Consider the following 23,993-nt stretch of genomic DNA (forward strand, 5'->3'; position numbering starts at 1 on the left):
ATGATCGTCACTGAAGAATTCAATAAAGACCGCTACGACGAGCTCCTGTTTGATCAGGTGAAAAGCATCGACGCGGATCAGGATTACTGGTTCAAGCTGCGCGGTGATAACCAGAACAAAATGATCGACGCTGCGACTCCGCTTTTAGGGCTGTCACTGCGTATTCGCTCACTGGCTCAGTGCGACAACATCGAATCCATTTACAAGCAAGCTCAAGAAGAGATCAAAGCCATCGAAATGGAACTGGTTCAGGTGGATGTAGAACACGCGATGATCATGGCGTACCGCTACGTGTTGTGTGCAGTACTGGATGAAGCGGTGATGAGCACGCCTTGGGGGGCAGACAGCACATGGGCAGAACATTCATTGCTGACCCGCTTTCACAACGAAACCTGGGGCGGTGAAAAAGTCTTCACTATTTTGAACCGCTTGCTGAGCGATCCACCTCGCTATCGCCCGTTGCTGGAGTTCATTTACCTCTGCCTGATGCTCGGGTTTGAGGGCAAATACAAAGTGGTGGAAGGCGGAAAAGAAGAGCGTGAACGTGTCGCCATCAAGCTTTACGAAACGCTTTCAAGGTTGGATGACAAAGAGCCAGAAGAGCTGACCAGCGCCACAGACCACGTGGTTGCCACCAAATATCGCCTGAGTCGTCAGATGCCGATTTGGCTGATCTTTGCAGGCTTTGCGGGTTTGTGGGCAGTGGTGTTTTTTGTGTACCGCTACATGCTTCACAGCAAGTCGCTCGATGTACTCAATCAGCTAAACCAGATTCTTTAAAACACATTCTATATAACTCAAAGATATCAATAGATTTTATTTTCATTTTTCAATGTCAAAGGTTGCGCCGTGATTCGAATCGAACTTCCTACATTAATCAGTAAACTGAACGACCAAAGCAAACTGGCTCTGGAGCAAGCTGCCTCATTGTGCCTTGAACACGAACATTCTGAAGTCACGTTCGAGCACTATTTGCATGTGTTACTGGACAATCCGCTCAGCGATGTGCGCGAAATTCTGCGCAGCGGCAATACCGACCATCACGAAGTTCAGGATTTAGTACACGGCGCGTTTCCGCGTGAAACGGGGCACGATACCTATCCGGTTTTCTCACCATTGCTGATTGAATTGCTGCAAGATGCCTGGTTGTTGGCATCGACGGAAATGAATCTGGATCACCTCCGCTCCGGTGTAATTTTCCTGACCGCCATCATGCGTCCGGATCGCTACCTGCCACTGCCTTTGGCGAACAAATTCCAGTCTTTGAATCGCGAGACCCTTCGCCGTGAGTTCTTCAACATTTTGAAAGACTCTTCTGAAACTCCGGTTGAAGAAAGTACAGGTAAGAAAAGCAAAGCACCTATCGGCAACGACGGCCAGCGTGCGCTCGACAAATACTGCGCAAACGTCACCGCACAAGCGCGCAATCAGGAACTTGACCCTGTGCTGTGCCGAGATGAAGAGATCAATCTGATGATCGACATCCTCTGCCGTCGCCGCAAGAACAACCCAATTGTAGTGGGTGATGCTGGTGTCGGTAAAAGTGCGGTGGTTGAAGGTTTAGCCAATCGCATTGTGGACGGAAAGGTGCCCGATAAGCTGAAAAACATCGAACTGATGAGCTTAGATTTGGGCTTGCTGCAAGCGGGGGCTGCGGTAAAAGGCGAGTTTGAAAAGCGCCTTAAATCCATTATTGATGAAGTGAAATCGTCGCCAACGCCGATCATTCTGTTCATCGATGAAGCCCACACGCTGATTGGAGCGGGTAATCAAGAAGGGGGAGGCGATGCCGCCAACCTGTTGAAGCCTGCGCTGGCGCGTGGCGAATTGTGCGCCGTGGCTGCTACTACATGGAAAGAATACAAGAAATACTTCGAAAAAGATCCTGCTCTGAGTCGTCGTTTCCAGCTGGTGAAGCTGGATGAACCGTCTGCGGATCAAACCGTCGATATCCTTCGCGGCTTGTGCGAAGTGTATGAGAAGAATCATCAGGTTCTGATTTCAGACAGCGCGTTAAAAGCCGCGTCACACTTGTCGGCACGTTATGTATCAGGCAGACAACTGCCGGACAAAGCAATTGACGTACTTGATACCGCGTGTGCGCGTATCTCTATCAATCTGAGTACGCCGCCATCTCGCATGTCCGAGCTGGAAACCTTACAGCATCAATACGAGTTAGAGCGTCGCATGCTAGAGCGTCAGGTTCAGATTGGTCAGAAGATAGATGAAGAGCGTCTTGCCACCCTGATCGCCAAAGACGAAGAGTGCAAAGCTGAGTATCAGGAAACCGAACAAGCCTGGCAGAAACAGCGCGATTTGATCAACGAGATGATCGAACTGCGGACAACATTGCTCAGTGACGACCAGTCGGAAGACGACCTCGCCGATACCAAACAAGCATTAGAAGCTCTATACGAACAGCTTGATCAAACCCCTTTCAAGGATCGTCTGATTCACCCAGAAGTCGACGAACAACAGGTCGCGGAAGTGATCGCAGACTGGACCGGGGTGCCAATTGACCAAATGAATACCGATGAGCTGACCAAGCTGACGCACCTTCCAGAGATTCTGGAAAACGCCATCAAAGGTCAGGATGTCGCCATCAATCGGATTCACAAACACCTGCTGACCGCTCGTGCCGATTTAAGACGCCCGGGAAGACCAAAGGGCGCCTTCCTATTAGTTGGGCCAAGTGGTGTGGGTAAAACCGAAACCGTGGTGCAACTGGCAGAAGAGCTGTACGGCGGTAAACGCTTCCTGACTACCATCAATATGTCGGAGTACCAAGAGAAACACACAGTCTCCAGACTAATTGGCTCGCCTCCGGGGTACGTAGGTTTTGGTGAAGGCGGTGTGCTAACTGAAGCGATTCGCAAGATGCCGTATTCAGTTGTGTTGCTGGATGAAGTGGAGAAAGCACACCCAGAAGTGCTGAACCTGTTCTATCAGGCATTCGATAAGGGTGAACTGGCGGATGGAGAAGGTCGTTTGATTGACTGCCAGAACATCGTATTCTTCCTGACGTCTAACCTTGGCTTCCAGACCATTGTCGATTACGCCGAGCGCACCGACGAAATGGACGACGCGCTCTACCCAGAGCTGGCGGCATTCTTTAAACCGGCATTGCTCGCCCGTATGGAAACGGTGCCGTATCTGCCGCTGGGTGAGGAGGTGATGGAGAAGATTGTTCGCGGCAAGCTGAGCAAGCTCGAAAACACCTTAACCGAGCGCTACAAAGCGACGGTCGACATTGCTTCCAGCGTGATCGAAGAAATCCTTTCCCGAACCACGCGTTCAGAAAACGGCGCTCGCATGCTCGAAGCCATCATCGAAGGGCAGATGTTGCCACCCATTTCTCTGGCGTTACTTGAGAAACTGGCGAACCAAGAGACCGTTACTCACATAGCCATTTCTGCCGAAGACGGCGAATTCATCGGGAAGGTGGAATAGCATGAGTGATTGGCTAAAAGTCGCAGACAAACTGGTAAACGCCAGAGAAGCCTCCGGCTTGGTTCAGGTCATGCTGGATACCTTGCAGCACGACCTGCATGTAGACAAGAGCTTCTTTGTTGCCGTGACACCAGACGGTCGCCAACTGATTACCTTAAATCGTGTGCCGGATCTCTGCTGGAACGTCACCGATTTTGAGTGCCCATTTGCCCATGTACTGCAAAACGGCGGGCAAAAAATCATTAATCACGAACATCTGGTCTATTGGGAAGGGGACACCAACTTTATCTCCCTGATCGACGGGTGCAGACCGGATCAGAAAATCGTGATTACCCCACTTCACAGCCGTTCAGGCGCGATTTTGGCTTTGTCGGTCAACTTGGTGAATGTGGCGATGTGGATAAACGAAGTGGGGCAGTCCAATTACCTGCGTTTCCTCAACCTGTTCACTCGTCATTGGGAGTGGCTTGGTGATTTGAACGCCGCTTCGGCATCAAAAAGCCAGTTGAAAGAGTCGCTCTCCTATGTGGAGCAAACTCAGACCATTCTGAAACAGTCGGACTCTATCCGCAGCAAGCTGGTGGGCGACAGTACGCCGATGAAAGCGCTGCGCGAGCAAATTGCGACGGCGTCACAGTCGGATATGACGGTGTTGATTCAGGGTGAAACGGGTGTGGGTAAAGACGTAGTGGCGTCTGCCATTCATGAGCTTTCCTCACGCCGGGACAAATCGCTGGTGGCGATCAACTGTGCCGCGATTCCGGAAAACTTGCTGGAAAGCGAGCTGTTTGGTTACACCAAAGGGGCGTTTTCAGGCGCCACTTCAAATAAGCCGGGACTGATTGCGCTGGCTGATGGCGGCACTCTGTTTCTCGACGAAATCGGCGATATGCCCCCGATGCTGCAAGCCAAGCTTCTGCGTGTATTGGAAACCCGCACTTTCCGACCATTGGGGGCAGAGAAAGAGCAGAGCTCCGATTTTCGCTTAGTGGCGGCGACGCATGTGGAACTGCGCCAGAAAATTGAAGAGAAAACCTTCCGTCAGGACCTGTTCTACCGCCTATACCAGTTCCCGTTGAACGTACCGAGTTTGAAAGAGCGGATGGAAGACGTCGAGGTGCTTGCCAAGCACTTTATCGACCAGTTTAACCAAGCCAATGGCACACGTGTGCGCGGTATTCATTTCAAAGCACTCGATATGCTGATGCAATACACCTTCCCAGGGAACGTACGCGAACTGCGTCATCTTATTGAGTTTGGCTGTGCGCACCTGCACAACGGGCACGAGCTGATGGCGGATGAGTTAGGGCGTTACATTCAGGATACCGGAGGGATGGCGGCCAACGAAGACAACGTTCAGGACGTGCCGGACGAAGAACAAACGCTACTGTCGATTTCTGATCTCCGTTCAGCGGTGAAAAGTTATGAATCCAAGATCATTGCGACGCGCCTGCGTCAGTACAAAGGCGATCGCTCCCGCGCGGCAGAAAGCTTGGGAATTCCAAAGCGCACTTTGGCGGATAAATGTTCCAAACTGGAGATCAATATCTGATGATTCGACGCACTTTACTTACGGCAAGTCTTCTTATTGGCGCTTCATCTTCGGCATTTGCAGAAGATAAATCGGCTCAGGTTTCTTCTGCCGACGCGTTAATGGAAAAAGCGCAGCAGTGCCGGACCATTGCGTCCAAAGTCGAAAGGCTGTCGTGCTTTGATAGCTTGTTTGGTACACCCATCGCTGATGCACCTGTGGAACAGGAACTGGTGCGCCCAGAGCCTTGGCAACGTGCGGTGAAGAGTGAAGCTCAGCGAAACGGACAAGTGGGCTGGCTTCGCAGTGAAACCATCGACAGCAATGGTGAGAAAGCCTTGTGGTTTACCGTTACCTCGAACCCTAGGGTGGAATCGACAGAAGCGCCCGTTATTTTGATGGCGAGCTGCATCAACAAAATATCCCGTTTAGAAATCTTGTTCCCAGAAGTGCAAAAAGGCGCGAGAGCCGATGTATCGCTGGGTTCTGAACGTCAACGATGGACGTTTGATGAACAGGGTATGGTACTGCGCTCCGGTCGTGGATTAGCCGCTATTGGCATCATGCGCCCACTGGTTCGAGCGCCGCAAATTCACGTTCGTTCCAATGCGGATCGTATCGATGGTCTGGTGTTTGAAACCGAAAACGGAAAATCGGCAATCACCGAATTGCGGGAGCTGTGCCGATGGTAGTCATGGATGAGCAACCTGTCAGCATGGATGACAAAGCGATTCGGGAAAAACTGCGCGCGCCTATTTCGGAAGAGAGCCCGGTGGGTGAGCGTGTTGTGGATGATCCGGTGTTCGATTTTGTTGAAAGCCAGATGATGAAGGTCGGTTCACTCTCTCATGCAGAAGTTCGCTGGGCAGAAGTGGAAACCGGGATCATTTCCCTGTTTGAGCAAAAAACCAAAGATCTGAAATTGATGGCTCATCTGTTGCAGTGTTTTCACCACAGCAACACGGTGGACCGATTTTGCCTGTCGATTCAAGTGATGACGGACTTTATGGCGACCTATTGGGAAACTTGCTACCCAGCGCCCGGTGCGCGAGGCGTGTTGCCGAGGCGTAAGTTCTATAGCCAGATTATTCAGCGTTTCGATACGGCGTTGGAAAAGCTGGTGAAAGGCACTCTTCCTGTCACTGAACAGCAGAGCGAAGCCATTGGTAAAGCCAAGATCGCGTGGAGTGATACAGCAGAGAAACTGTCTCTGGACAATGACAACTTTATCGCTTTCATCCGCAAACTGGAACGCTGGTTAGAGTCAAACAAACTGCGAGATCTGCCATCTTCTGCGCCGGTTTCTTCGGCAGAGTCGAATTCTGTTTCCCAGTCTTCTGGAAATGCTGCCGTAACGCCAAGAGCAGTCGAAGTGGATACTGGCAACGAAAAAGCGATGAAGGCATCGTTGCAAAAGGTCGCCGATTTCCTGAGCGAATTTGAATACGGGCATGCACTGAGTGTTCGCGTGCGTCGCTTTTCCGTCTGGTCGTCGATTACGACGCCACCGGATGGTGACCATAAGGGTGAAACTCAGCTTCGCGCTATGGTGGGGGAGCGAGTGAGTGAGTATTACGAGCAGTTGCAACGTAACCCCGATCTGGCGTTGTGGCGCAAAGTCGAGCAGAGCTTAACCATCGCACCTTACTGGTTTGATGGTCAGCATTTAAGTGCGCAAATTGCCGCCAAGATTGGTCAGCAAAGCTGGGCAGACGCCATTCTGGAAGAAACTCAGAACTTTCTGGCTCGCATCCCTGAACTGTCGGGTATGAGCTTCAAAGGCGGTTTGCCCTTTATTGGGGAAGACACCCGAAGCTGGCTCAAGTCAAATGAGCGCGTGCAAACCACCTCCACCGTGAACAGCTGGGATGACAAGCGACATGAAGCGTTTGTGATGGCTAAAGAAGCGGGGTTGTCCGTCGCCATGGCGATGCTCAACGAAGGTTTGTCTGCTGCCAAAGAACCTCGAGATGTCTTTTACTGGCGGCTGCTAACCGCCGATTTATTAGCAAACAACGGGCTAGAAGCGATGGCGCATCAGCACTATCAATCCCTTTATCAATCGGCTATCGAAACCAAGGTCGAAGAATGGGAACCGTCGCTCATCAATCAATTACAACAATTCGTCGTAACGGAATAATACAAGGTAAGAAACATGGGGAAGTTTATCAGCGGCTTGCTTAAAAAAATGGGTCAGAGCTTCAAATCGGCCATTCCGATTTTGCTGGTCGCGCTGTGTGTGCTGATCATCGTCGCCATCTGGTGGGCAGGTCCGATGCTGGAATATCAGGAGACATTCCCACTGTCTTCCGTGATGTCTCGCGTGATTGCGAGTGTGATTTTCTCGCTTATCTGTATTGCCTTCTGGGGTATGTATCAGTGGAAAGCGCTGAACCGCTTTAAAGCCAGCATCAAGCGAGAAGAACAGCTAAAAGCGGACCCAATTCTTCAGTTTGAAGAGCGTCAGGAAGTTGAGTTGAACCAGATCATGGTCAACATGAAGGAGAATCTCAACAAGCGCAATTACCTTTACGCACTGCCCTGGTATTTGGTGATTGGTCTGGAAAATGCAGGTAAAACCAGCCTTATTAACCGTTCCGGTCAGAATTTTGTGTTCTCTACCGTGATGCGCGCATCGGGTAAGAAAAGCGAAAACCCTTACAGTTTCGACTGGTGGATTGGCGAAGAGTCGGTGCTGATTGACCCTGATGGCGAACTGCTGACTCAAGGCTACAACAACGAAGACAATGACGGTCAGATGGAACGTCGTCTATGGGTGCACTTCATTGAATGGCTTGAGCGCACCAGAAGCCGTCGTCCTTTGAACGGCGTGGTGATTGCCCTTGATGTTGCGCAATTGGCATCCGGTACGACTTCCAGCCGAAAAGCTTACGCCAGCCTACTCCGCACCCGTTTACGCGAGCTGATGGAAACCCTGTCTACGCGTATGCCAGTGTATGTCACGTTAACCAAAATGGACTTGCTACACGGCTTCGAACCTTTCTTCCGTCATTACCCAAAGAGCAAACGTGATGAAGTGCTGGGTTTCACCTTCTCACTAGATTCAGTCGACAATCTCGACAAATGGCTGGATGAATTCACCGAAGATTACGGTCGATTTGTTGAGCGCATTAAAGAGAGTTTGCCACTGTCGCTGCTGGAAACCATGGACAACTCTGAGCGCCAGAGCATCTATGGCTTTACGCGCCAGATCTCGGGTCTGAAAGAAGTGCTGCACGAATTCCTGCAAGATGCATTGGGCAGCGATCAATTCTCGACGTCGGCTTTGGTTCGTGGTGTTTACTTTACTTCTGTATTCCAGCAGGGCGTGCCTTCCAATGCCTTTGATGATGCGGCATCACGTCGTTACGGTCTGAGCCACGCGATCAACCGAGCGCAGGACGCGAAAAACTCCACGGTTTACTTCACCCAGAAACTGTTCAACGGGATCGTGTATCCAGAGGCGGGCTTGGCGTCGGACAATTTCCGCGTAGCCAAGCAGAAACGCCGCATTGTGGCGTTGTCGACAGTGGTGTGCCTTATCGCCACCTTTATGTTGATCGGCAGTTGGCACGGGTACTACATCAAGAACGTCAATCAGGCGGATGCGGTACTGGCTAAGGTGAATGAATTTCGCAACAAGTACCCGGAAGATCTCTCTTTGTTGAATCAGAAAGAGATTCTGGAGCCATTGGATACCATTCGTGAAGCCACACTGGAGTTTGGTTTCTTCCGTGAAAAACCAGAATACATTTCGGATATGGGCTTGTATCAGGGGCACATGATCGGTCCTAAAGTTGAGCAGACGTATCTTGCTTTGCTGGAAAGCCGTTATTTACCGTCTTTGATGAAAGACATCGCACTGGAGTTGTCGAACGCGGAAAACGAAGAGCATCAGTTGGAAGTTCTGAGGGTGTTCCGAATGATGATCGACAAAAGCGGTCGTTACAAAGAGTTCGTTATGGATTACTTCTCTAAAAACTGGCAACGACAGTTTGTAGGGAACCGTGTCACTCAAGAACGTTTGTTAGAGCACCTCGATTACGCCATGAACCACACCGATTTGGCGACTCAGTACAAAGAAGGTGATCAGGCGGCGATTGCTTCAGTGAAACCTTACGAGGGGCTGATTTCTAAAGCGCAGCGTGATTTAAGTGCGATGTCCATCGAGCAGCGTGTATATCGTAACCTGAAATCCAATTCTTCAACCTACCTTGGTGCGCCCATCAATGTGCGAAATCAGGTGGGGCCGGTATTTGATGTGGTCTTTGAAGAACGTGTCATCGACAGTGAAAACCTGATGGTGCCGCGCATGCTGACCAAGCAAGGTTTTGATAGCTACTTTATTGAGCAGTCGGATTCGGTTTCTGAACTGGCGTTGATAGACAGTTGGGTATTGGGGCAAACACAAGTGGCGGAATTCAGCGCCGCAGACAAGATTGCCCTGAAGAACAAGATCCGCTCGCTCTACGTCGTCGACTACACCAATACATGGCGAAACGCGATGAACGAAGTGGATGTGAAGTACTTCGTCGACATCAACAACGCCGTTTTGGTGCTGGATAACCTGACGGGTAGCACTCAGCCATTCACCCGCTTGCTTCAAACCCTTGAAGACAACACCCGCTTGTTCAGTGAGTTACCAGAAAATGAAGAAGCGCGTGAAGAGTTGCTGAAATCACCGAAGTACAAAGTTGCGTCCATGATTCATGCGCCGTTTGCAGAGCTGAATTCCATGCTGCATGCGCAAGGGGCGCAACCAGCGTACTTCGATGAAGTACAGACTGCTGTGGTGCAACTGCTGAACTACCTGAAAGCGATTCAGGATGCTCCGGATGTGGGGCGTGCTGCACTGGAAGCAACCAAAGCGCGAATCAGCCTGAGTAACGCAGACCCTATCTACACACTAAAACGTATCGCCTCTGGCTTACCAAGCCCGCTCGACAACATGGTGTCTAAAATCGCCGACGAAAGCTGGTATGTGGTGAAACAAGAAGCCATCAAGCACCTGGAGATTCGCTGGCAGCGTGACGTGTATTCGGTGTTCCAGGAGAAATTTGCCTCCCGTTATCCGTTCGACCAAGAGTCGCGTAAAGACGTGGCACTGGAAGACTTTGAAGAATTCTTCTCGCCAGACGGCACTTTGGACAGCTTTTACAGCGAGCAGTTGAAGATGTTCATCGAAGAAGGGATCTCCATTTCTGAAGATTCGGCGCAGCAATCCCTTATTCGCCCAGAAGTACTGGCGCAGCTTAAACAAGCGAAGAAAATCCAGCGCGCCTTCTTTAACCGCAAAGGGATTCTGGATGTGGCGTTCTCGCTTGAGCCGATTCGCCTGACGTCTAACAAGCGTCGCTCGGTGATCAACATCGATGGTCAGTATGTGGAATACAGCCACGGTCCTCGCCAGTCGGTTGAGCTGATTTGGCCAAACACCTTGCGTGGAAGCTCGGTGTCGAAAGTGACATTAGTGCCAACCAAGTCGAACTTGTCGCCGCGCAGTATCGAGCGCAAAGGACCTTGGGCGCTGTTCCGACTGCTTGATAAGAGTGAAGTGGTAGGGGGCAGCATCACCAGTGTGGATTACAAGTTCGCGATCGATCGCGGTGATGTGTCTTATCGCCTGTACTCCGAAGCGGCGGTGAATCCGTTTAAAGAACGTCTGTTCGATTCGTTCAAACTATCGAGCACTCTGTACTAGCTCGCAGAAAGTCAGTCACACATTAGATGCATGGCGCGTTAAATCGCGCCAGTAAAAATAAGGTATTTGGGTGTCAAACAAGATTTATATCGACCACGGAATTTTTACCATACTGAGCAACCAGCCTTCGCTCAGGGATTCCGAACGCTATCAAAAAATTCGCAGTGAAATTAATGGTCGAATGGGATTTCTGTCTGGGGCGACTCAGTGGGAATCCGTGTTTAATGAGTGCATCAAACTGGGCACCGAAGTGGGAATGGACTTCCTGCTTACCAGCTACTTTTCAGTTGCAGGGTTTAAAGTTGAAGGAGTGAAAGGCTTTGCGTCGGGGTTAGAGCTGATGCTTGCCGCCTATGTGGAAGACAAAGATCACCAGGCACTTTCAAGCCATCACAAGCAAGAAATTATTCAGTGGATGACCAGCAAGGTCACGTCTGATCTCAAACTGATCAAGCCCAATAAGGACCAGATTCGTGACCTGTATCGCTGTGAGCGTGCTTTGCAGGATCTCAATGAGTTGTGTGAGCGTTTTCAGCCTGAATCCAGCCCTAATTTTGAAGGCATAGCCTTTAGTATTTTCGAGCATATTGACCGCATCGAAACCGTAACTCAAGTGGTTCAGAAGCCAGATTTGCCAACCGACAATACCAGTAAGTCTGGTCGGAATATCTGGATGTTTTTCTTCATTCTTGCGTGGGCATTAACGGTTGCGGTGGCTTACTTTTACTCGGTTGAGCGTTTAAAGGTGTGCCACGCCGTAGAAGGCATGAAGCGCACTGTGACTGCCCCAACGGAAGAGCTGCTTTCAAAGCTGACCGAGGAGTCGGTTGCCGAGTTGCCACCTGATGAACAAATTGTGATTCGCTCTGCATTGGTTGATGCTATGGACAGCGATTTGAAGATCACGGTTTATCAGCAATACCTCAACGTTGTCATGTTAATGGAAAAGGCCAAAGAACTGTTCCCAGATAACCCGGAAGTGGAAGCCGCAATCAAGAAAATTGAGGTACAAAGCCAGGGGTATCGTGAAGAGTTACAACGCGATTTAGAGCGTTTCTATTCTGCAAGAACACTGGCAGCGAATCTGGTGAATGAAACCAAGCACGCAAATAATCAGGAAAGTGCTGAGAGACTGGAGCAGTATATTTTGAGCCTGTCGCCAATCTACAGTCGCAACGCTTATATTCAGGAGCAAATCGATAAGCAAAACTACGATCTCGCTAAAGAAGAGCTGTCGGTACTGCAGGAACGTGTCGCTCGGATCGTGTGGCAATTGTCCTCCTATCAAAATGCGCTTTCAGACGTCGCTCATGACCCGGTCGTCGCGGTTAAGAGCAGTGAAGAAATTGCCATTGAAGAGTCGGGTGCCCAACCATGACCAGGCGCTCAACCATGAAAGGGGTAAAACAACTTCTGACGCTGTCACTGCTCTGCCTGCCATTAAGCAGTTATGCCTTGAATGAAATTGAAGACATCACTCCAGAGCAGGCGTTCGAAAAAGGGCGCGTGCTGAGGCTGCAATACCATAACGAACAGGCGCTGGAATACCTGAAACACGCCGCAGACTCAGGGCATTCAATGGCTGCTTTGCTGTACGCCGACGAGCTAGCCACATTGCCCCACGCGGTCAGGCGTCAGGAAGAGATTATCCACTACACCTTGCAAGCCGCAGAAGGTGGAAACATCTGGGCAATGGAGCGGTTGGCAAACACCAATCGCTCGGGTAGTGAAGAGAGCCGGGTTAAGTGGCAGCAGCGCTTTTTAACGTCATTGGAGCAAGAAGCCGAAAACGGTAATACCAAAGCCATTCTGACGATGTTTTATCTGAAAAGAGATGAAAAATATAAGCAAGCCAAAATCTGGCTGACCAAAGCATTGGAACAGGAATCTGAGCGGGCAAAGCTGGCAGAAGTCGAGCTGGTGGAGCAGGGATACGAAGAGTGGTTTGTACTGCCGGGAAACCGAATGAAAGAAAGTAAACAGCGATACGCCGAACTGGCTGAAACAGGCTACCTGCCTGCTGTGAAAAAAACGATTCAGTTACTGATAGAAACCGACAAAACTCATCAGGCGGTGGTTTGGCTTGAGGAAGCGGTGCGAATGGGGGATGCGACGTCTTTGGCTCTGCTGGCAAAAGCATATGCAGGTAATTACCCCAAAACCCGAGTCGAGAAAGACTTGGTGAAATCTTACAGCTACTACCTCAATTATCTGGATGCGATGGGATCAGACAGATTGATCGGGACCCGCAAGCGGATAGAGAAAGAGGAGCAAGCGGTGAAGGAACAACTCACTGAAACGCAAATTGCCGACGCAGAAAAACTTCATCAGGAATACAAGAAAAATCACACCGTTATGTTGTTTGAAACACCTTGGAAATATGAAATGAACTAGGTCAACAACCTGGTTCATAGCCCCCTATGCTTTTCGATTTACTTATACTGTGTCTCCACCCCACTTCCTTATTGGTTGGGTATCTGGGAGGCTTGATAATCCTTGCGATTTTTTACTATTACTCAACGAAGGCGTTGGTTATTTTTGCTGGTTACTATCTTATCTGGGCAGTAGCATTTGCCCCCATGTCTGTCCCCACTCTAATTGAATTCCTCAAAGGTTGGCTGCTTCCAAAGCACTTCAACTCATACGGCGATGTTGTCCCTTGGTTGCTGTTTGGCAGTATCCCACTGGGGCTTGTTGTCACGTTCATCTGGACATTGTTTTGCCTGTTTGGCGAAGTGAGTCCATCGAAGAAGTGATGTCTCTCAAAGATATTTTCTATTTGATATTCCTTTCCGGTGGGCACAAACAGGTGCCTCAAATCTGAGAACACCTCCCTACACGTGTTAACTTTGAGATTAACGGACAGAGCTCAGAGTTATACACAGATTTTGTAAACATGGCGGACAAAACGCTGGCTCGAATGTGATAGAAATGCGGGAAGAAGATCGGCTGATAAGGCTTATGTCACCGATTTGTTGGCAGATTTATACGTTTCACGATTCCCGTAAAGATATAAAGTTGGCTTAGATGAAAACAAACACAGGGAACCCGTTGCTTTACTTAAAGGCTTTCATACTCTCCTTCGTGATCGCCATGTTGAGCTATTTTTCAATTCAGGGTGCAGTAGGGTATTACCTTTGGAAGGAGCAGAACAAAGACGCAATAAGAGTGCTTGAGACCGTCAGCAATGTTCACAAAGAAGTGGTGGAAGTTCTGACCACTCTGAATCATTTGCAACTGAGGACATGTTCTGACGAACATAACCTGATGATGCGAAAGCTGCTCTTCACTTCCGATTACATTAAAGACATAGGGTATCTGGAAGACAACACCCTCTTTTGTACAACCGGAAAGGGCAAGCTGTCTCCACCTTTCGTTGGCGGTGCGACGCCACATCTGGTCACAGAGGAAGGCTTTAAATTCTGGCGTCATGTCAAACTCATCATTCTCGACAATACCTACGATTCGCTGGTGATCCGAAAGGGCAATTACAACATTGTGCTGGATGAGAAATCACTCAACGAATTGATTGATGACAGCTTTCTCTGGGAGCTGGTGTATCTGAAAAAATCAGACGTCATCCACTTTGGTGGTCATGAGGGAATTTTCTCATTACCTGAACCAACCCTCTGGAATTTTCTGGATGGAGAAGGAAATAATCTGGTAAAGCAGTGCGATATTCGAAGAGCTTTTTGTTTAGGGATGAAGTTGAACCCGAACAAACTGGATAGCGATACTGCTGTATTGAGAGTCTTCACCATCGCGACTAGCTTACTGATTGGTTTGTTCGCCTATATGTTCAGTGTCAGATGGTTAAAGTACCTGTTCTCCGACCGTTACCGTATCAGAAAGGCGATTAACTCGAATTCCTTCCATTGTGTTTATCAACCCATAGTGGATCTGCGAACCCAAAAAACCATTGGGGTCGAAATGCTCACACGCTATAGCGACCGTCGAGGTAGTATAGAGCCCAATGAATTCATCCCTATCATCGTACAAACCGGTCAGACCTGGCAATTTACTCAAAATATGATGAAGAAAGCCATATCGGAGCTTCATCGAATAGATAACCTGCCAGCAGAATTCAAACTGAATGTGAACATCTTTTCTTCAGACATCAATAAGAAGTCGATTCTGGAACTAGTGAACGAAGAGGGAACCTACGATTTCCGAGGGGTATTGGTTCTGGAGGTCACAGAGAGTGAGGAACTGGAAGACAGTTCAGCATTGCATAAACTTAGAGTCTTGCGAGACAAGGGGATGCAGATAGCGATTGATGATTTCGGTACTGGCTATTCCAACTTGCACCAATTAAGAAAAATGAACGCTCACAGCCTGAAGATAGATCGCAGCTTTATTCAAGAGATGGAAGACGCTTCCATTCGCTCTTCTTTGATTGAACATATTGTCGCGATAGCTAAGCAAGAGAACCTTTTGCTGGTGGCCGAGGGCATAGAGAACTCTATCCAGCATCGTATTCTTAGAGAGATGGGGGTCGAGTATGGGCAGGGGTGGGCTTTTTCTAAAGAGCTGAGCCTTGTCGAGTTTGAAGAGTTTTGGTGTCAGGAAATGGAAAGACAATCCAAATTAATTGATGCTTGAGTGTTGAATAAAAAATAGAAAACCATTAATTAGGATTTTCTTATTTTTTATAGGACAGCTATACAAAGCCGATAATTATTATCGGCTTTAGAAATAAAGACCCTAATATTCATTAGATAATATTATATTAAGTTTAATTGAATTAGGGTTTGCTTAGTTAAAATACACTCTTACTTCATCAAAATAATCACAAATCTTGTGAGAGTGTGCATGGTCAATAAGAGCAACACGACGTCCATTTTGAGCTGCGGCGAGTAAGTTATCCAGTATTGAAGGGCCCATTGAATCGTTAAGGTTACGATAAATATCTAAGATGTAATCCTGACCATTAATGTTAACCACGACCATGCTGTCATAGTCTCGACCATAGTAGCCGCCAGTAGAGATGTTGTTGATGTAACCATTCACGCATTCTTTTCCTTCCTTAGGTGTTGCAAGAGCAGGAGCAGAAATAACAGACGCGGCTAATATAGCCCCAAAAAGTGCTTTTCTCATATTATTATCCTCATTAATGTTGCCAAAGTTGGCGAAAATAGGCGATTTGCCTTTCGAGGAGAAATTAACAGCGAAAAAAGAAAAATTTATTGAAAGTGCTCACATAAAAATAATGGAAAAAAGGTCACTTATTCTTGGGTTTCATTTATAGAACACGATGGTGAAATAAATATGAGACAGGAATAAGGCAGTACAAAATATTATTTGTTACGATGAGTTTCAAATTATATAATAGCCAGATTTTTTGAAATTATAAGTAATTAGCACTATTCACTCAGTAGTCAAATCACATTGGTTGTTACAGCCATTCTTAATAAACCGAGGCGCGCTTCACACATCTTAAGTTAGCTGTGTGCCAGCAGACGGTTAAATCAAAAAATGAACCGAACTCACTACAAAGTCTGATGTCCACATACCCGACATAACAGACAACAGGGGCTAGGTTTGAAAGACTACAACGCATATCTTTTTGATATGGATGGGACATTGGTAAATTCCGAACCTTTAAAAGGGAAAGCCTTGTCGCTCGCGTGCAAAGACTTTGGAGCAGAAGTGGACTTCAATATCTATAAGCGCGTTATGGGGGAAAGCTGGGCAGCAGTAACAACACACTTTTTTGAAGAAGGGGGAATCTCCCCAGATCTGGATGCATTTAACCTGCGCTTTAGAAAGCACTATGAAGGGTTATTGAGCCAAGAACTCGCACTGCATTCCGGGGCTTTCAATTATCTGGTTTACCTCAAGCAGTCGGGAAAGGCATGTGCACTGGTAAGCTCTGCAGCCCCATGGATGGTTGAACAAATATTAAAATCCCTTCAGATAGAAAGCTTGTTTGATGTCGTTATCACTCAGGCAGACGTATCTGAGCATAAACCCAGCCCAGAAGCGTATCTTCTTGCTCTGGAAAGATTGGATGTTTCACCGGAGGAAAGTGTTGTGATTGAAGATTCGGCGGCGGGAATAGAAGCCGGAAGAAGCAGTGGGTGTGATGTATTAGCTATTCGGCACGACTTCAACGCTATGAATGATTTTCAGCACGCGAAAGGCGTGATTTCAAGCTTTGAAGAGCTATGAATAGTTGAACGATACCTAAAAAATTTTTCACTGGGCTGCAATTTTGCAGCCCAGCTTTTGTTGCTTTCATCTACTAGGCTAAAGTTTCTTAAGGTTGCTGAGCCAGCTTGGCTTCAAGATCCGCAATTCTTGCTTCTAATGACTTGATGTAAGCCATTATGTCACGATCACCGATAACAGCCATTGGTGCCATAATCATTTTTTCTGCTTCTACAAACGATGTTTTTACAGACTGTGCATCAACTGTTGTGCTGTCCTGCTTACCGTAAATAGATTCTTCAAATTTCAGGCTACCTGCTCTTATCTTGGTTTCTGAACGCCCGACAGAGAACCGATCTGACAGCGTCACATCTGTTGGACGAACATAGGTCTGGAAGTAAGTGCCTTCTGTTTTATTCGCTACATACACCTGATTTTGGTTGATACTGGTGTAGTTAGTGATCCCATCACCCGCTAGAATCTCGTCAGTTTTTACTCCCGCCAAAAAGCGATGAGGGTGTTCTAGCCTGATTTGTGACAACCCTGACTGACACTCTGGAATGCTTTGCCAGAACCAGGAACTGGAAACATCAACGCCCTTGTGCGGATCATTCTGAGCGCGGAAAAATGCCCCGTCTTTCTGAATCTCATCACCATTGTAATACTGTTGATGGATGCTGAATTCCGGGCAATGTGCAGCCATAGAAGGGAAAGCAATTAGTGCGACTACAGCAGATGCAATAAGTTTTAGTTTCATCGTGTTTCCTCGTTTCTGATTGAATGTCCGAGTGTAAGTCTTAACCACGTCGAGAATTTTATATTCTTATCAATGATTTATATTTCATTCGATAGGTAATCGCTCTTGTTACGAGAAACTGCGACAGAATTGGCAAATCTTGGTGTCTTATACCCAAGTGCCCTCAAGATGTATGAATCAGATCCTCATATTCTGTTTCAGTTCAAGGAAAAGAACGCAGCGGAATGACAAGTCCTTTCCAAGTTCTTTGACGATGAAATGGAGCAGAATATGGGATCCCATGGGCGAGTTTAACTGGCTTTCATACTGCGTTACCGATTCTTGATTTAGACCCACTAGATCTACAAATCGGTGTCTTGTCTGAAAGCCAGTTAATTCTCGCTGAACCATGCATCTTGAGGTTACTTGGGTATACATACAAGGAAAAAATTTACGATATGCGCAAAGTCATAAATTGTTTTTGAAAGAATTATATTGTTAGTTCTATCAATATTTACTCATCCAAATAATTCCTGAATAATTTTGGTTTGAGTTAAGCGTATTTCACTAGGTTCATTAATTAAAAAAGATGAAGAAAAGATCATAAATTTTATGACATGTATTCCATTGAGCCTGAAACGAAATGACAGAATAATGTTTGTAAAGTGGTTTCGAAAAATACGATAAAATTCACTCGCTTATTATTTATATAAGATTGAAGTAATACACAATATTAAAGCGGATTTTTTACAAAAGGCAGGTTTTACAATGTGCTAATAATACGGTGAGAGTTCATGAGCTTATGTATAAATTCAGCTCGATTTATAATTTAAAAACAAAGAGTTACACTACTGTCGGATGTGTAACCTTTCCCCTGTGTATACACTAGTTTGTGTGATGTTAATTCCGGTCGATCCGTTTTGTATATTCAATATCGTGATAATGCTCACGGATGATTAATCATTGTCCGTTTGCTGGTGTACTTCTAAATTTATTTGTTTAATTTAATTCGCAAGTTCAATTTATAAATTAGTGAATGTCATTCTGAATAAAGAAATAAATATTCAAATTTACAATATAAATAGCAGGTAAAAATATCATTAACCTTGATGTAAATATCAAGGTGTGAGTTATATTTTTTAAAAATTAGCATCGATTAATTTCCAAAGTGGGTATCACTTGGACGGGGAAGTTATGCCTGAATATAAAGTTTTCTGATCTTTCGAGGAGATTTCAGGCGCTCCAATTTTATCCATTAGTTCATGGTCATGAGTTTGAAAGAATTCGCACACTATTTCGGATAGAGGTGTGATAACGCCTACAGCTTTTAGGGTTGTAGGGAACTATCAATAACTCGTAATGAGTTGATTTTAATGTAATAAAAGTTGGAAGGATATCAACAATGAAATCGAAACTACGACTACTCAGTGTATTAGTTGCAGGCACATTCGGTACCGCATTTGTACAAGCAGAGGAAAACTCAGTACAACCTCGTATTATCGGGGGATCTGAGGTAGTTCATTCAAGCGTTCCATATCAGGTGGCTTTACAGACGCCTTCAGGTTTTCAGTTCTGTGGGGGAACCATCATAGCGCGAGATTGGGTATTAACGGCAGCTCACTGTCTGGATGGTAAATCTGCGAGCGGCGTCCAAATCAGAATTGGTGTTTCTGATCTCAGAACAAACCAAGGGGAAAAGCATAACGTATCACAATTCATCGTTCATGAAGGTTGGGGCACTTCCGGAATAAGTAACGATATCGCGCTTCTTAAACTAGCTACTCCGGTAGATGCAAAATATAAAATTGCCAAACTGCCAACACCAGAAATTAAGGCGCGCCTTGCGTCATTAGGTAGTTCCGTCAAAGTGTCAGGCTGGGGGCAAACAGTAACGGGCGACCCTTCTGGGGGGAGCGACGTGCTAAAAGCAACTAACCTGAACATCATTTCCAATTCCGAATGTACACAGCTAATTAATCTGCCTGGTATCAGCGTGCCTAAAGACAACATCTGTGGCTACAAAGCTCGTACAAGTTCATGCTATGGCGACAGTGGTGGTCCTTTCGTGAAACAGTCAGGTAGCGATTATTATCTGATAGGCGCAGTAAGCTGGGGGCAACCTGGTTGTGCTGCAGCCACAGCATTTGCCGATGTGACTCAGTTCGTTCCTTGGATCTCTCAGAAATCTGGAGTCACACCTGATGGCGGCGGCACAACGCCACCTCCAACAGATGGCTGTTCTGGTGTTGCTGCTTGGGAACTATACAAGCAATACAACCAAGGTGACCGTGCTGTTGCCAATGGCACATTATTTGAAGCGAACTACCGCCATTACGGCGTGAATCCATTCAGCGATTACTGGGGCTACTGGACAATGGTTCAGACCTGTAACTGATCCTGCAATTCTTGCCAGCTTCATATCGAAGCTGGCTTTCCAAAGTGCTAACGAAACATCTCGATATTTTCGAAGTATTCGAGCTTCGAAAAGAAATACACCCCAGAAGTGGAAATGAGGTCTGGGTGTGTATTGCTTGCAGATCAAAGACAACTGCAAGTTTTAAAGCTCGAAAGAGCATAACCAAAATCAATCATTTGGAAGGATATTAATGATGAACGGAAAACTACGACTATTGTCTGCGCTTATCGCAGGGTCGTTTTGCATTGCAAACGCTAACGCGGCTGAAAGTGACGTTCAGCCAAGAATTATTGGTGGTTCAGAAGTGTCTCACTCTTCAGTGCCTTATCAGGTTTCGCTGACTATGAATGGTGGTCACGGCTGTGGTGGTACTTTGATCGACACTAACTGGGTTGTGACAGCAGCACACTGTGTGGATAACGCTTCTGCGGGAAGTGTTCAAATTCGAGTTGGTGTAACGGATCTTCGTACATCACAGGGTGAAACGCATAACGTGTCTCAGATCATCGTACACGAAGGCTGGGGAAGCAGTAACAAATCAAGTAATGACATCGCGTTGCTGAGGCTGGCTTCACCTGTCGGCTCCCAATACGCGATCGCTAAACTACCAACACCAGAAATTAAAACTCAGATAGCGTCTGTGGGTAGCTCAGTGAAAGTATCTGGCTGGGGGCGTAACGTTGCTGCAATTCCTGCGGGAAGCCCTGTTCTGAAAGCAACCGATCTCAATATTATTTCTAACTCTGAATGTGCTCAGCGTAACAAATCGAGTGTGTCCGACGACTACATTTGTGGTTACACCGCCAATACAAGTGCTTGTATGGGTGACAGTGGTGGTCCATTTGTTAAGCGCTCAGGCAACGAGTACTACTTGATTGGTGCCGTAAGCTGGGGACCGGGTACTTGTGATGCAGCCACAGCATTTGCTGATGTTACGCACTTTACGCCTTGGATCACTCAGAAGTCAGGCGTTTCACCTGATGGTGGAGGTACAACACCACCACCACCAACAGACGCTTGTTCCGACGTTGCAGCATGGGAGCTGTACAAGCAATACAATCAGGGTGACCGCGTTGTCGCAAACGGTACTCTATTCGAAGCTAACTACCGCCACTATGGCGTGAACCCATTCAGCGATTACTGGGGTTACTGGACAATGGTTCAGACCTGTAACTAATCCACTAAACCGAGCCAGTCCCGCATAGTGACTGGCTCATTGTTGAAAGTGTTAACGTTCGAAAGAGCATAAATAAAATCAATCCTTTGGAAGGATATTAATGATGAAAGGAAAACTAAAATTACTGTCTGCACTTGTTGCGGGGTCATTTTTCATTGCAAATGCCAACGCGGCTGAAAGTGACGTTCAGCCAAGAATCATTGGTGGCTCGGAAATATCTCACTCCACCGTGCCATATCAGGTCGCACTGACAAACAGCCGTGGCAGACAGTTTTGTGGCGGTACACTGATCGACTCTAAGTGGGTTCTTACTGCGGCACACTGTATCGATGATAAATCTGCAGGAAACGTCAAAGTGCGAGTGGGTGTTACTGACTTGCGTACCTCTCAGGGGGATACACATAACGTATCTCAGATCATCGTGCATGAGGGATGGAGAGGTAGCGTAACTGCAGGGAGCGACGTTGCACTGCTAAGACTATCTTCGCCAGTCAGCTCAAAATACAAAATCGCAAAACTGCCAACACCAGAAATTAAGGCGCGTCTTGCTTCGGTAGGTAACTCCGTCAAAGTGTCAGGTTGGGGACAAACAGTAACAGGTAACCCTTCTGGAGGGAGCGCCGTGCTAAAAGCAACCAATCTGAACATCATCTCCAATTCAGAATGTAGCCAGCGAATTGCTCAGCCAGGTAGAAGCGTGCCAAAAGACAACATTTGTGGCTACAAAGCGCGAACAAGTGCATGTTATGGCGACAGCGGTGGTCCTTTCGTGAAGCAATCGGGTGGCGATTACTATCTGATAGGGGCAGTAAGCTGGGGTAAACCTGGTTGTGTTGCGGCCACTGCATTTGCCGATGTGACTCAGTTTGTTCCTTGGATCACTCAAAAGTCCGGTGTAGCACCAGATGGCGGAGGCACAACGCCACCACCACCGCCGCCAACAGACGCATGTGCCGATGTGGCAGCTTGGGAACTTTACAAGCAATACAAACAGGGTGATCGTGTTGTTGCGAATGGAACATTATTCGAAGCGAACTACCGTCACTATGGCGTGAACCCATTCAGCGATTACTGGGGTTACTGGACAATGGTTCAGACCTGTAACTAATCGAGAAACTAGCCCGGCTTACTGTAAGTCGGGCTTTTCATTACGAATCAATTTCTGAGTGTTGTTGCAATAACCTATTGATATTGTGTATAAAGATTCAACGTCAGTAGATAAGGAATAACAATGAGAGACTCGCTCAGACAGAAAGTTCTGCAAGTATGCAATAAGAAAATCTCACAGAAAGGCGACAACGTAGGCGTTTCGTTTTACGCGTTTTTTGCCAACAAAAATGACGACCCAGAACTTCTTATGGAAGCCGCAACCTGGTGGATTCAGACCCATAAACTCGACCATTTTGAAAAAGCACACAAGATCATACAAATGGTAGAAGAAGGGTTGTGATTAAAGAGAAGTTTAAACAGTTGGCAGAGCTGGGTGCTGGGGATTTCCAGCATTTGAATGGTTCTCTGACGGAGCACTTAAAAGGCACTCAAAACATTCTTAAGCAGTGGGGAGCGTCGGAGGTGTTGCAAACCGCGGGGTTATTTCATGCTGCTTACGGAACAGCAGGTTTTGATGAAAATATGGTGTCTCTCGACCAGCGTAAGTACATTGCTGAGATTATCGGAGAGGAAGAAGAAGCGCTGGTTTACCTCTATTGCTCATGTGATAGAGATCATGTTTTCCCACAATTTAATAAAGAAAAATCGATAAAATTTCGCGATCGATTTAATGAGACATCGATCGAAATTGACGACAAAACCCTGAATTTATTTTGTGAGCTCACTGTCGCCAATGAGCTGGAACTCGTGCTGGCTAGCGACGACATTAAGAAACAGTATGGAGAAGAACTGTTAGAGCTATTCAGGCGCATGGATGCCTACCTATCACCTCAGGTGGTAAAGGCTTACAGGGAAGCTTTATCTGACCTTTAGAGCTCATTTCTTTGACTGCTATTCCCAATATAAATCTTGTTAAGCCAGCGTAAACGCTGGCTTTTTCAATTGGCTCAATTGACTTATTTGTAATCAAAAACCCGTGAATTTTCCGCTCCCTCAAAAACATGATCAAGATCTCACTAATTTAGTCATAAATTAATTACCAGACATTATTCTATATTTTTATTTGTCAAGTTTTATTTTCTATTTGTTTGACTTTTATTTTGATGATCTTAAAAATTATCGACGTTTGTTCCAAATATTGGTGTTTGAATACGTGTTTCTGCACATATTTTAAGCGACCATCAAATGAGATAATTGTAAATGACAATCAAATGGAATCTTGGTCTTGGTGTGCTCTGCACCATGTTAATGTCGGGGTGTCAGCTTACTCAGCAAGGGCATCAAGGGCGTATTTACGATCCGACTAAGATAGACGAATACCAGTTACCCATTCTTATTGAAAATGTTCCTGTCGTTCAGAGTTTTCGGCAAACCAGAGTGAATGAAACCTGGTTCTGGACTCAGCTAGGAAACGACACTTTTTTACCGGGAGAGAACCTAGTCGTACAAGTCCTTGGCACTCGCCCACTAGAACAGCCTCCAGCCATGTTTGGTTTTAACTTACCAACAGAAAATGGCGCATTTTCTATCAATTCTCTCGGACCCTATCAGTCTTGGGTCAATGAAACCGAAAGTGGCGAACGTTGTATGCATGCTCGCCAGAATGCGAGGAAAGATTCGCTCTGGATTTCAATTTTTACTCGCTATTGCACATCTGACAAAGATAAAAGCCTTACTTGGGTCAGCCATTTCAAACCATCTTTAATTCTAGAGAAATACTAA

The 23,993-nt window shown here is 46.8% G+C and carries 19 protein-coding genes; 17 read left to right on the forward strand and 2 right to left on the reverse strand.

Annotated features, from left to right (window positions below; all coding sequences use genetic code 11):
- From icmH to QMG91_RS20060, 10 genes are all read left to right on the forward strand, one after another.
- The gene (gene icmH, locus QMG91_RS20015) at window positions 1-780 is read left to right on the forward strand and encodes a type IVB secretion system protein IcmH/DotU (protein WP_022560806.1); all 780 of its coding nucleotides are present in this window, start codon (window positions 1-3) and stop codon (window positions 778-780) included.
- A gap of 69 nt (window positions 781-849) precedes the next feature.
- Window positions 850-3,450 carry a type VI secretion system ATPase TssH gene (gene tssH, locus QMG91_RS20020; RefSeq protein WP_281831679.1) on the forward strand — a complete coding sequence of 867 codons (2,601 nt, stop codon included), beginning with the start codon at window positions 850-852 and terminating at the stop codon, window positions 3,448-3,450.
- Window position 3,451: 1 nt separating this feature from the next.
- Entirely contained in the window at window positions 3,452-5,002 is a 1,551-nt protein-coding gene (locus QMG91_RS20025; protein ID WP_281831681.1) for a sigma-54 interaction domain-containing protein, read from the forward strand.
- Window positions 4,975-5,673: a type VI secretion system-associated protein VasI gene (gene vasI, locus QMG91_RS20030; protein WP_281870325.1), complete on the forward strand. Its 699-nt coding sequence runs from the start codon at window positions 4,975-4,977 to the stop codon at window positions 5,671-5,673. Before QMG91_RS20025 ends, vasI begins: the two co-directional genes overlap by 28 nt.
- A complete protein-coding gene (tssA, locus tag QMG91_RS20035) occupies window positions 5,667-7,121 on the forward strand; it encodes a type VI secretion system protein TssA (protein WP_281831685.1) in 1,455 nt (484 codons plus the stop codon). Before vasI ends, tssA begins: the two co-directional genes overlap by 7 nt.
- Window positions 7,122-7,136: 15 nt before the next feature.
- Window positions 7,137-10,682 (forward strand): type VI secretion system membrane subunit TssM, encoded by a 3,546-nt coding sequence (gene tssM, locus QMG91_RS20040; RefSeq protein ID WP_022590342.1) that lies wholly within the window; start codon window positions 7,137-7,139, stop codon window positions 10,680-10,682.
- A gap of 70 nt (window positions 10,683-10,752) precedes the next feature.
- On the forward strand, window positions 10,753-12,060 hold the full coding sequence (locus QMG91_RS20045; protein ID WP_004402262.1) for a type VI secretion system ImpA family N-terminal domain-containing protein: 1,308 nt from the start codon (window positions 10,753-10,755) through the stop codon (window positions 12,058-12,060).
- Window positions 12,057-13,076, forward strand: a complete 1,020-nt coding sequence (locus QMG91_RS20050; RefSeq protein ID WP_281831688.1) for an SEL1-like repeat protein — start codon at window positions 12,057-12,059, stop codon at window positions 13,074-13,076. The genes QMG91_RS20045 and QMG91_RS20050 overlap by 4 nt, the downstream gene beginning before the upstream one ends.
- 134 nt (window positions 13,077-13,210) lie before the next feature.
- Entirely contained in the window at window positions 13,211-13,438 is a 228-nt protein-coding gene (locus QMG91_RS20055; RefSeq protein ID WP_281831690.1) for a hypothetical protein, read from the forward strand.
- A gap of 271 nt (window positions 13,439-13,709) precedes the next feature.
- On the forward strand, window positions 13,710-15,284 hold the full coding sequence (locus QMG91_RS20060) for an EAL domain-containing protein (RefSeq protein WP_281831691.1): 1,575 nt from the start codon (window positions 13,710-13,712) through the stop codon (window positions 15,282-15,284).
- 153 nt (window positions 15,285-15,437) lie between these two features.
- Here the strand turns inward: QMG91_RS20060 and QMG91_RS20065 are convergent, their stop codons facing one another.
- Window positions 15,438-15,779 carry a hypothetical protein gene (locus QMG91_RS20065; RefSeq protein WP_004407517.1) on the reverse strand — a complete coding sequence of 114 codons (342 nt, stop codon included), beginning with the start codon at window positions 15,777-15,779 and terminating at the stop codon, window positions 15,438-15,440.
- Window positions 15,780-16,223: 444 nt separating this feature from the next.
- Here QMG91_RS20065 and QMG91_RS20070 point away from each other — a divergent pair, with 444 nt between their 5' ends.
- Window positions 16,224-16,853: an HAD family hydrolase gene (locus QMG91_RS20070; protein ID WP_022594427.1), complete on the forward strand. Its 630-nt coding sequence runs from the start codon at window positions 16,224-16,226 to the stop codon at window positions 16,851-16,853.
- 88 nt (window positions 16,854-16,941) lie between these two features.
- On the opposite strand, the gene QMG91_RS20075 is transcribed toward QMG91_RS20070, so the two are convergent.
- Window positions 16,942-17,589, reverse strand: coding sequence for a hypothetical protein (locus QMG91_RS20075; protein ID WP_022560819.1), 648 nt, complete (start codon window positions 17,587-17,589; stop codon window positions 16,942-16,944).
- A gap of 1,381 nt (window positions 17,590-18,970) precedes the next feature.
- On the opposite strand from QMG91_RS20075, the gene QMG91_RS20080 reads away from it, so the two are divergent.
- From QMG91_RS20080 to QMG91_RS20105, 6 genes are all read left to right on the forward strand, one after another.
- Window positions 18,971-19,963 (forward strand): S1 family peptidase, encoded by a 993-nt coding sequence (locus tag QMG91_RS20080; RefSeq protein WP_281831695.1) that lies wholly within the window; start codon window positions 18,971-18,973, stop codon window positions 19,961-19,963.
- A 211-nt stretch (window positions 19,964-20,174) separates the two neighbouring features.
- Window positions 20,175-21,161, forward strand: coding sequence for a S1 family peptidase (locus QMG91_RS20085; protein WP_281831697.1), 987 nt, complete (start codon window positions 20,175-20,177; stop codon window positions 21,159-21,161).
- Window positions 21,162-21,261: 100 nt separating this feature from the next.
- The gene (locus tag QMG91_RS20090; RefSeq protein WP_225911840.1) at window positions 21,262-22,269 is read left to right on the forward strand and encodes a S1 family peptidase; all 1,008 of its coding nucleotides are present in this window, start codon (window positions 21,262-21,264) and stop codon (window positions 22,267-22,269) included.
- A gap of 123 nt (window positions 22,270-22,392) precedes the next feature.
- A complete protein-coding gene (locus tag QMG91_RS20095) occupies window positions 22,393-22,611 on the forward strand; it encodes a DUF6500 family protein (RefSeq protein ID WP_022599750.1) in 219 nt (72 codons plus the stop codon).
- Entirely contained in the window at window positions 22,611-23,144 is a 534-nt protein-coding gene (locus QMG91_RS20100) for a DUF6817 domain-containing protein (protein ID WP_281832681.1), read from the forward strand. Before QMG91_RS20095 ends, QMG91_RS20100 begins: the two co-directional genes overlap by 1 nt.
- Before the next feature lie 327 nt (window positions 23,145-23,471).
- The gene (locus QMG91_RS20105; RefSeq protein WP_004407493.1) at window positions 23,472-23,993 is read left to right on the forward strand and encodes a hypothetical protein; all 522 of its coding nucleotides are present in this window, start codon (window positions 23,472-23,474) and stop codon (window positions 23,991-23,993) included.

Source organism: Vibrio nigripulchritudo (genome assembly GCF_027924785.1).
Lineage (GTDB): Bacteria > Pseudomonadota > Gammaproteobacteria > Enterobacterales > Vibrionaceae > Vibrio > Vibrio nigripulchritudo.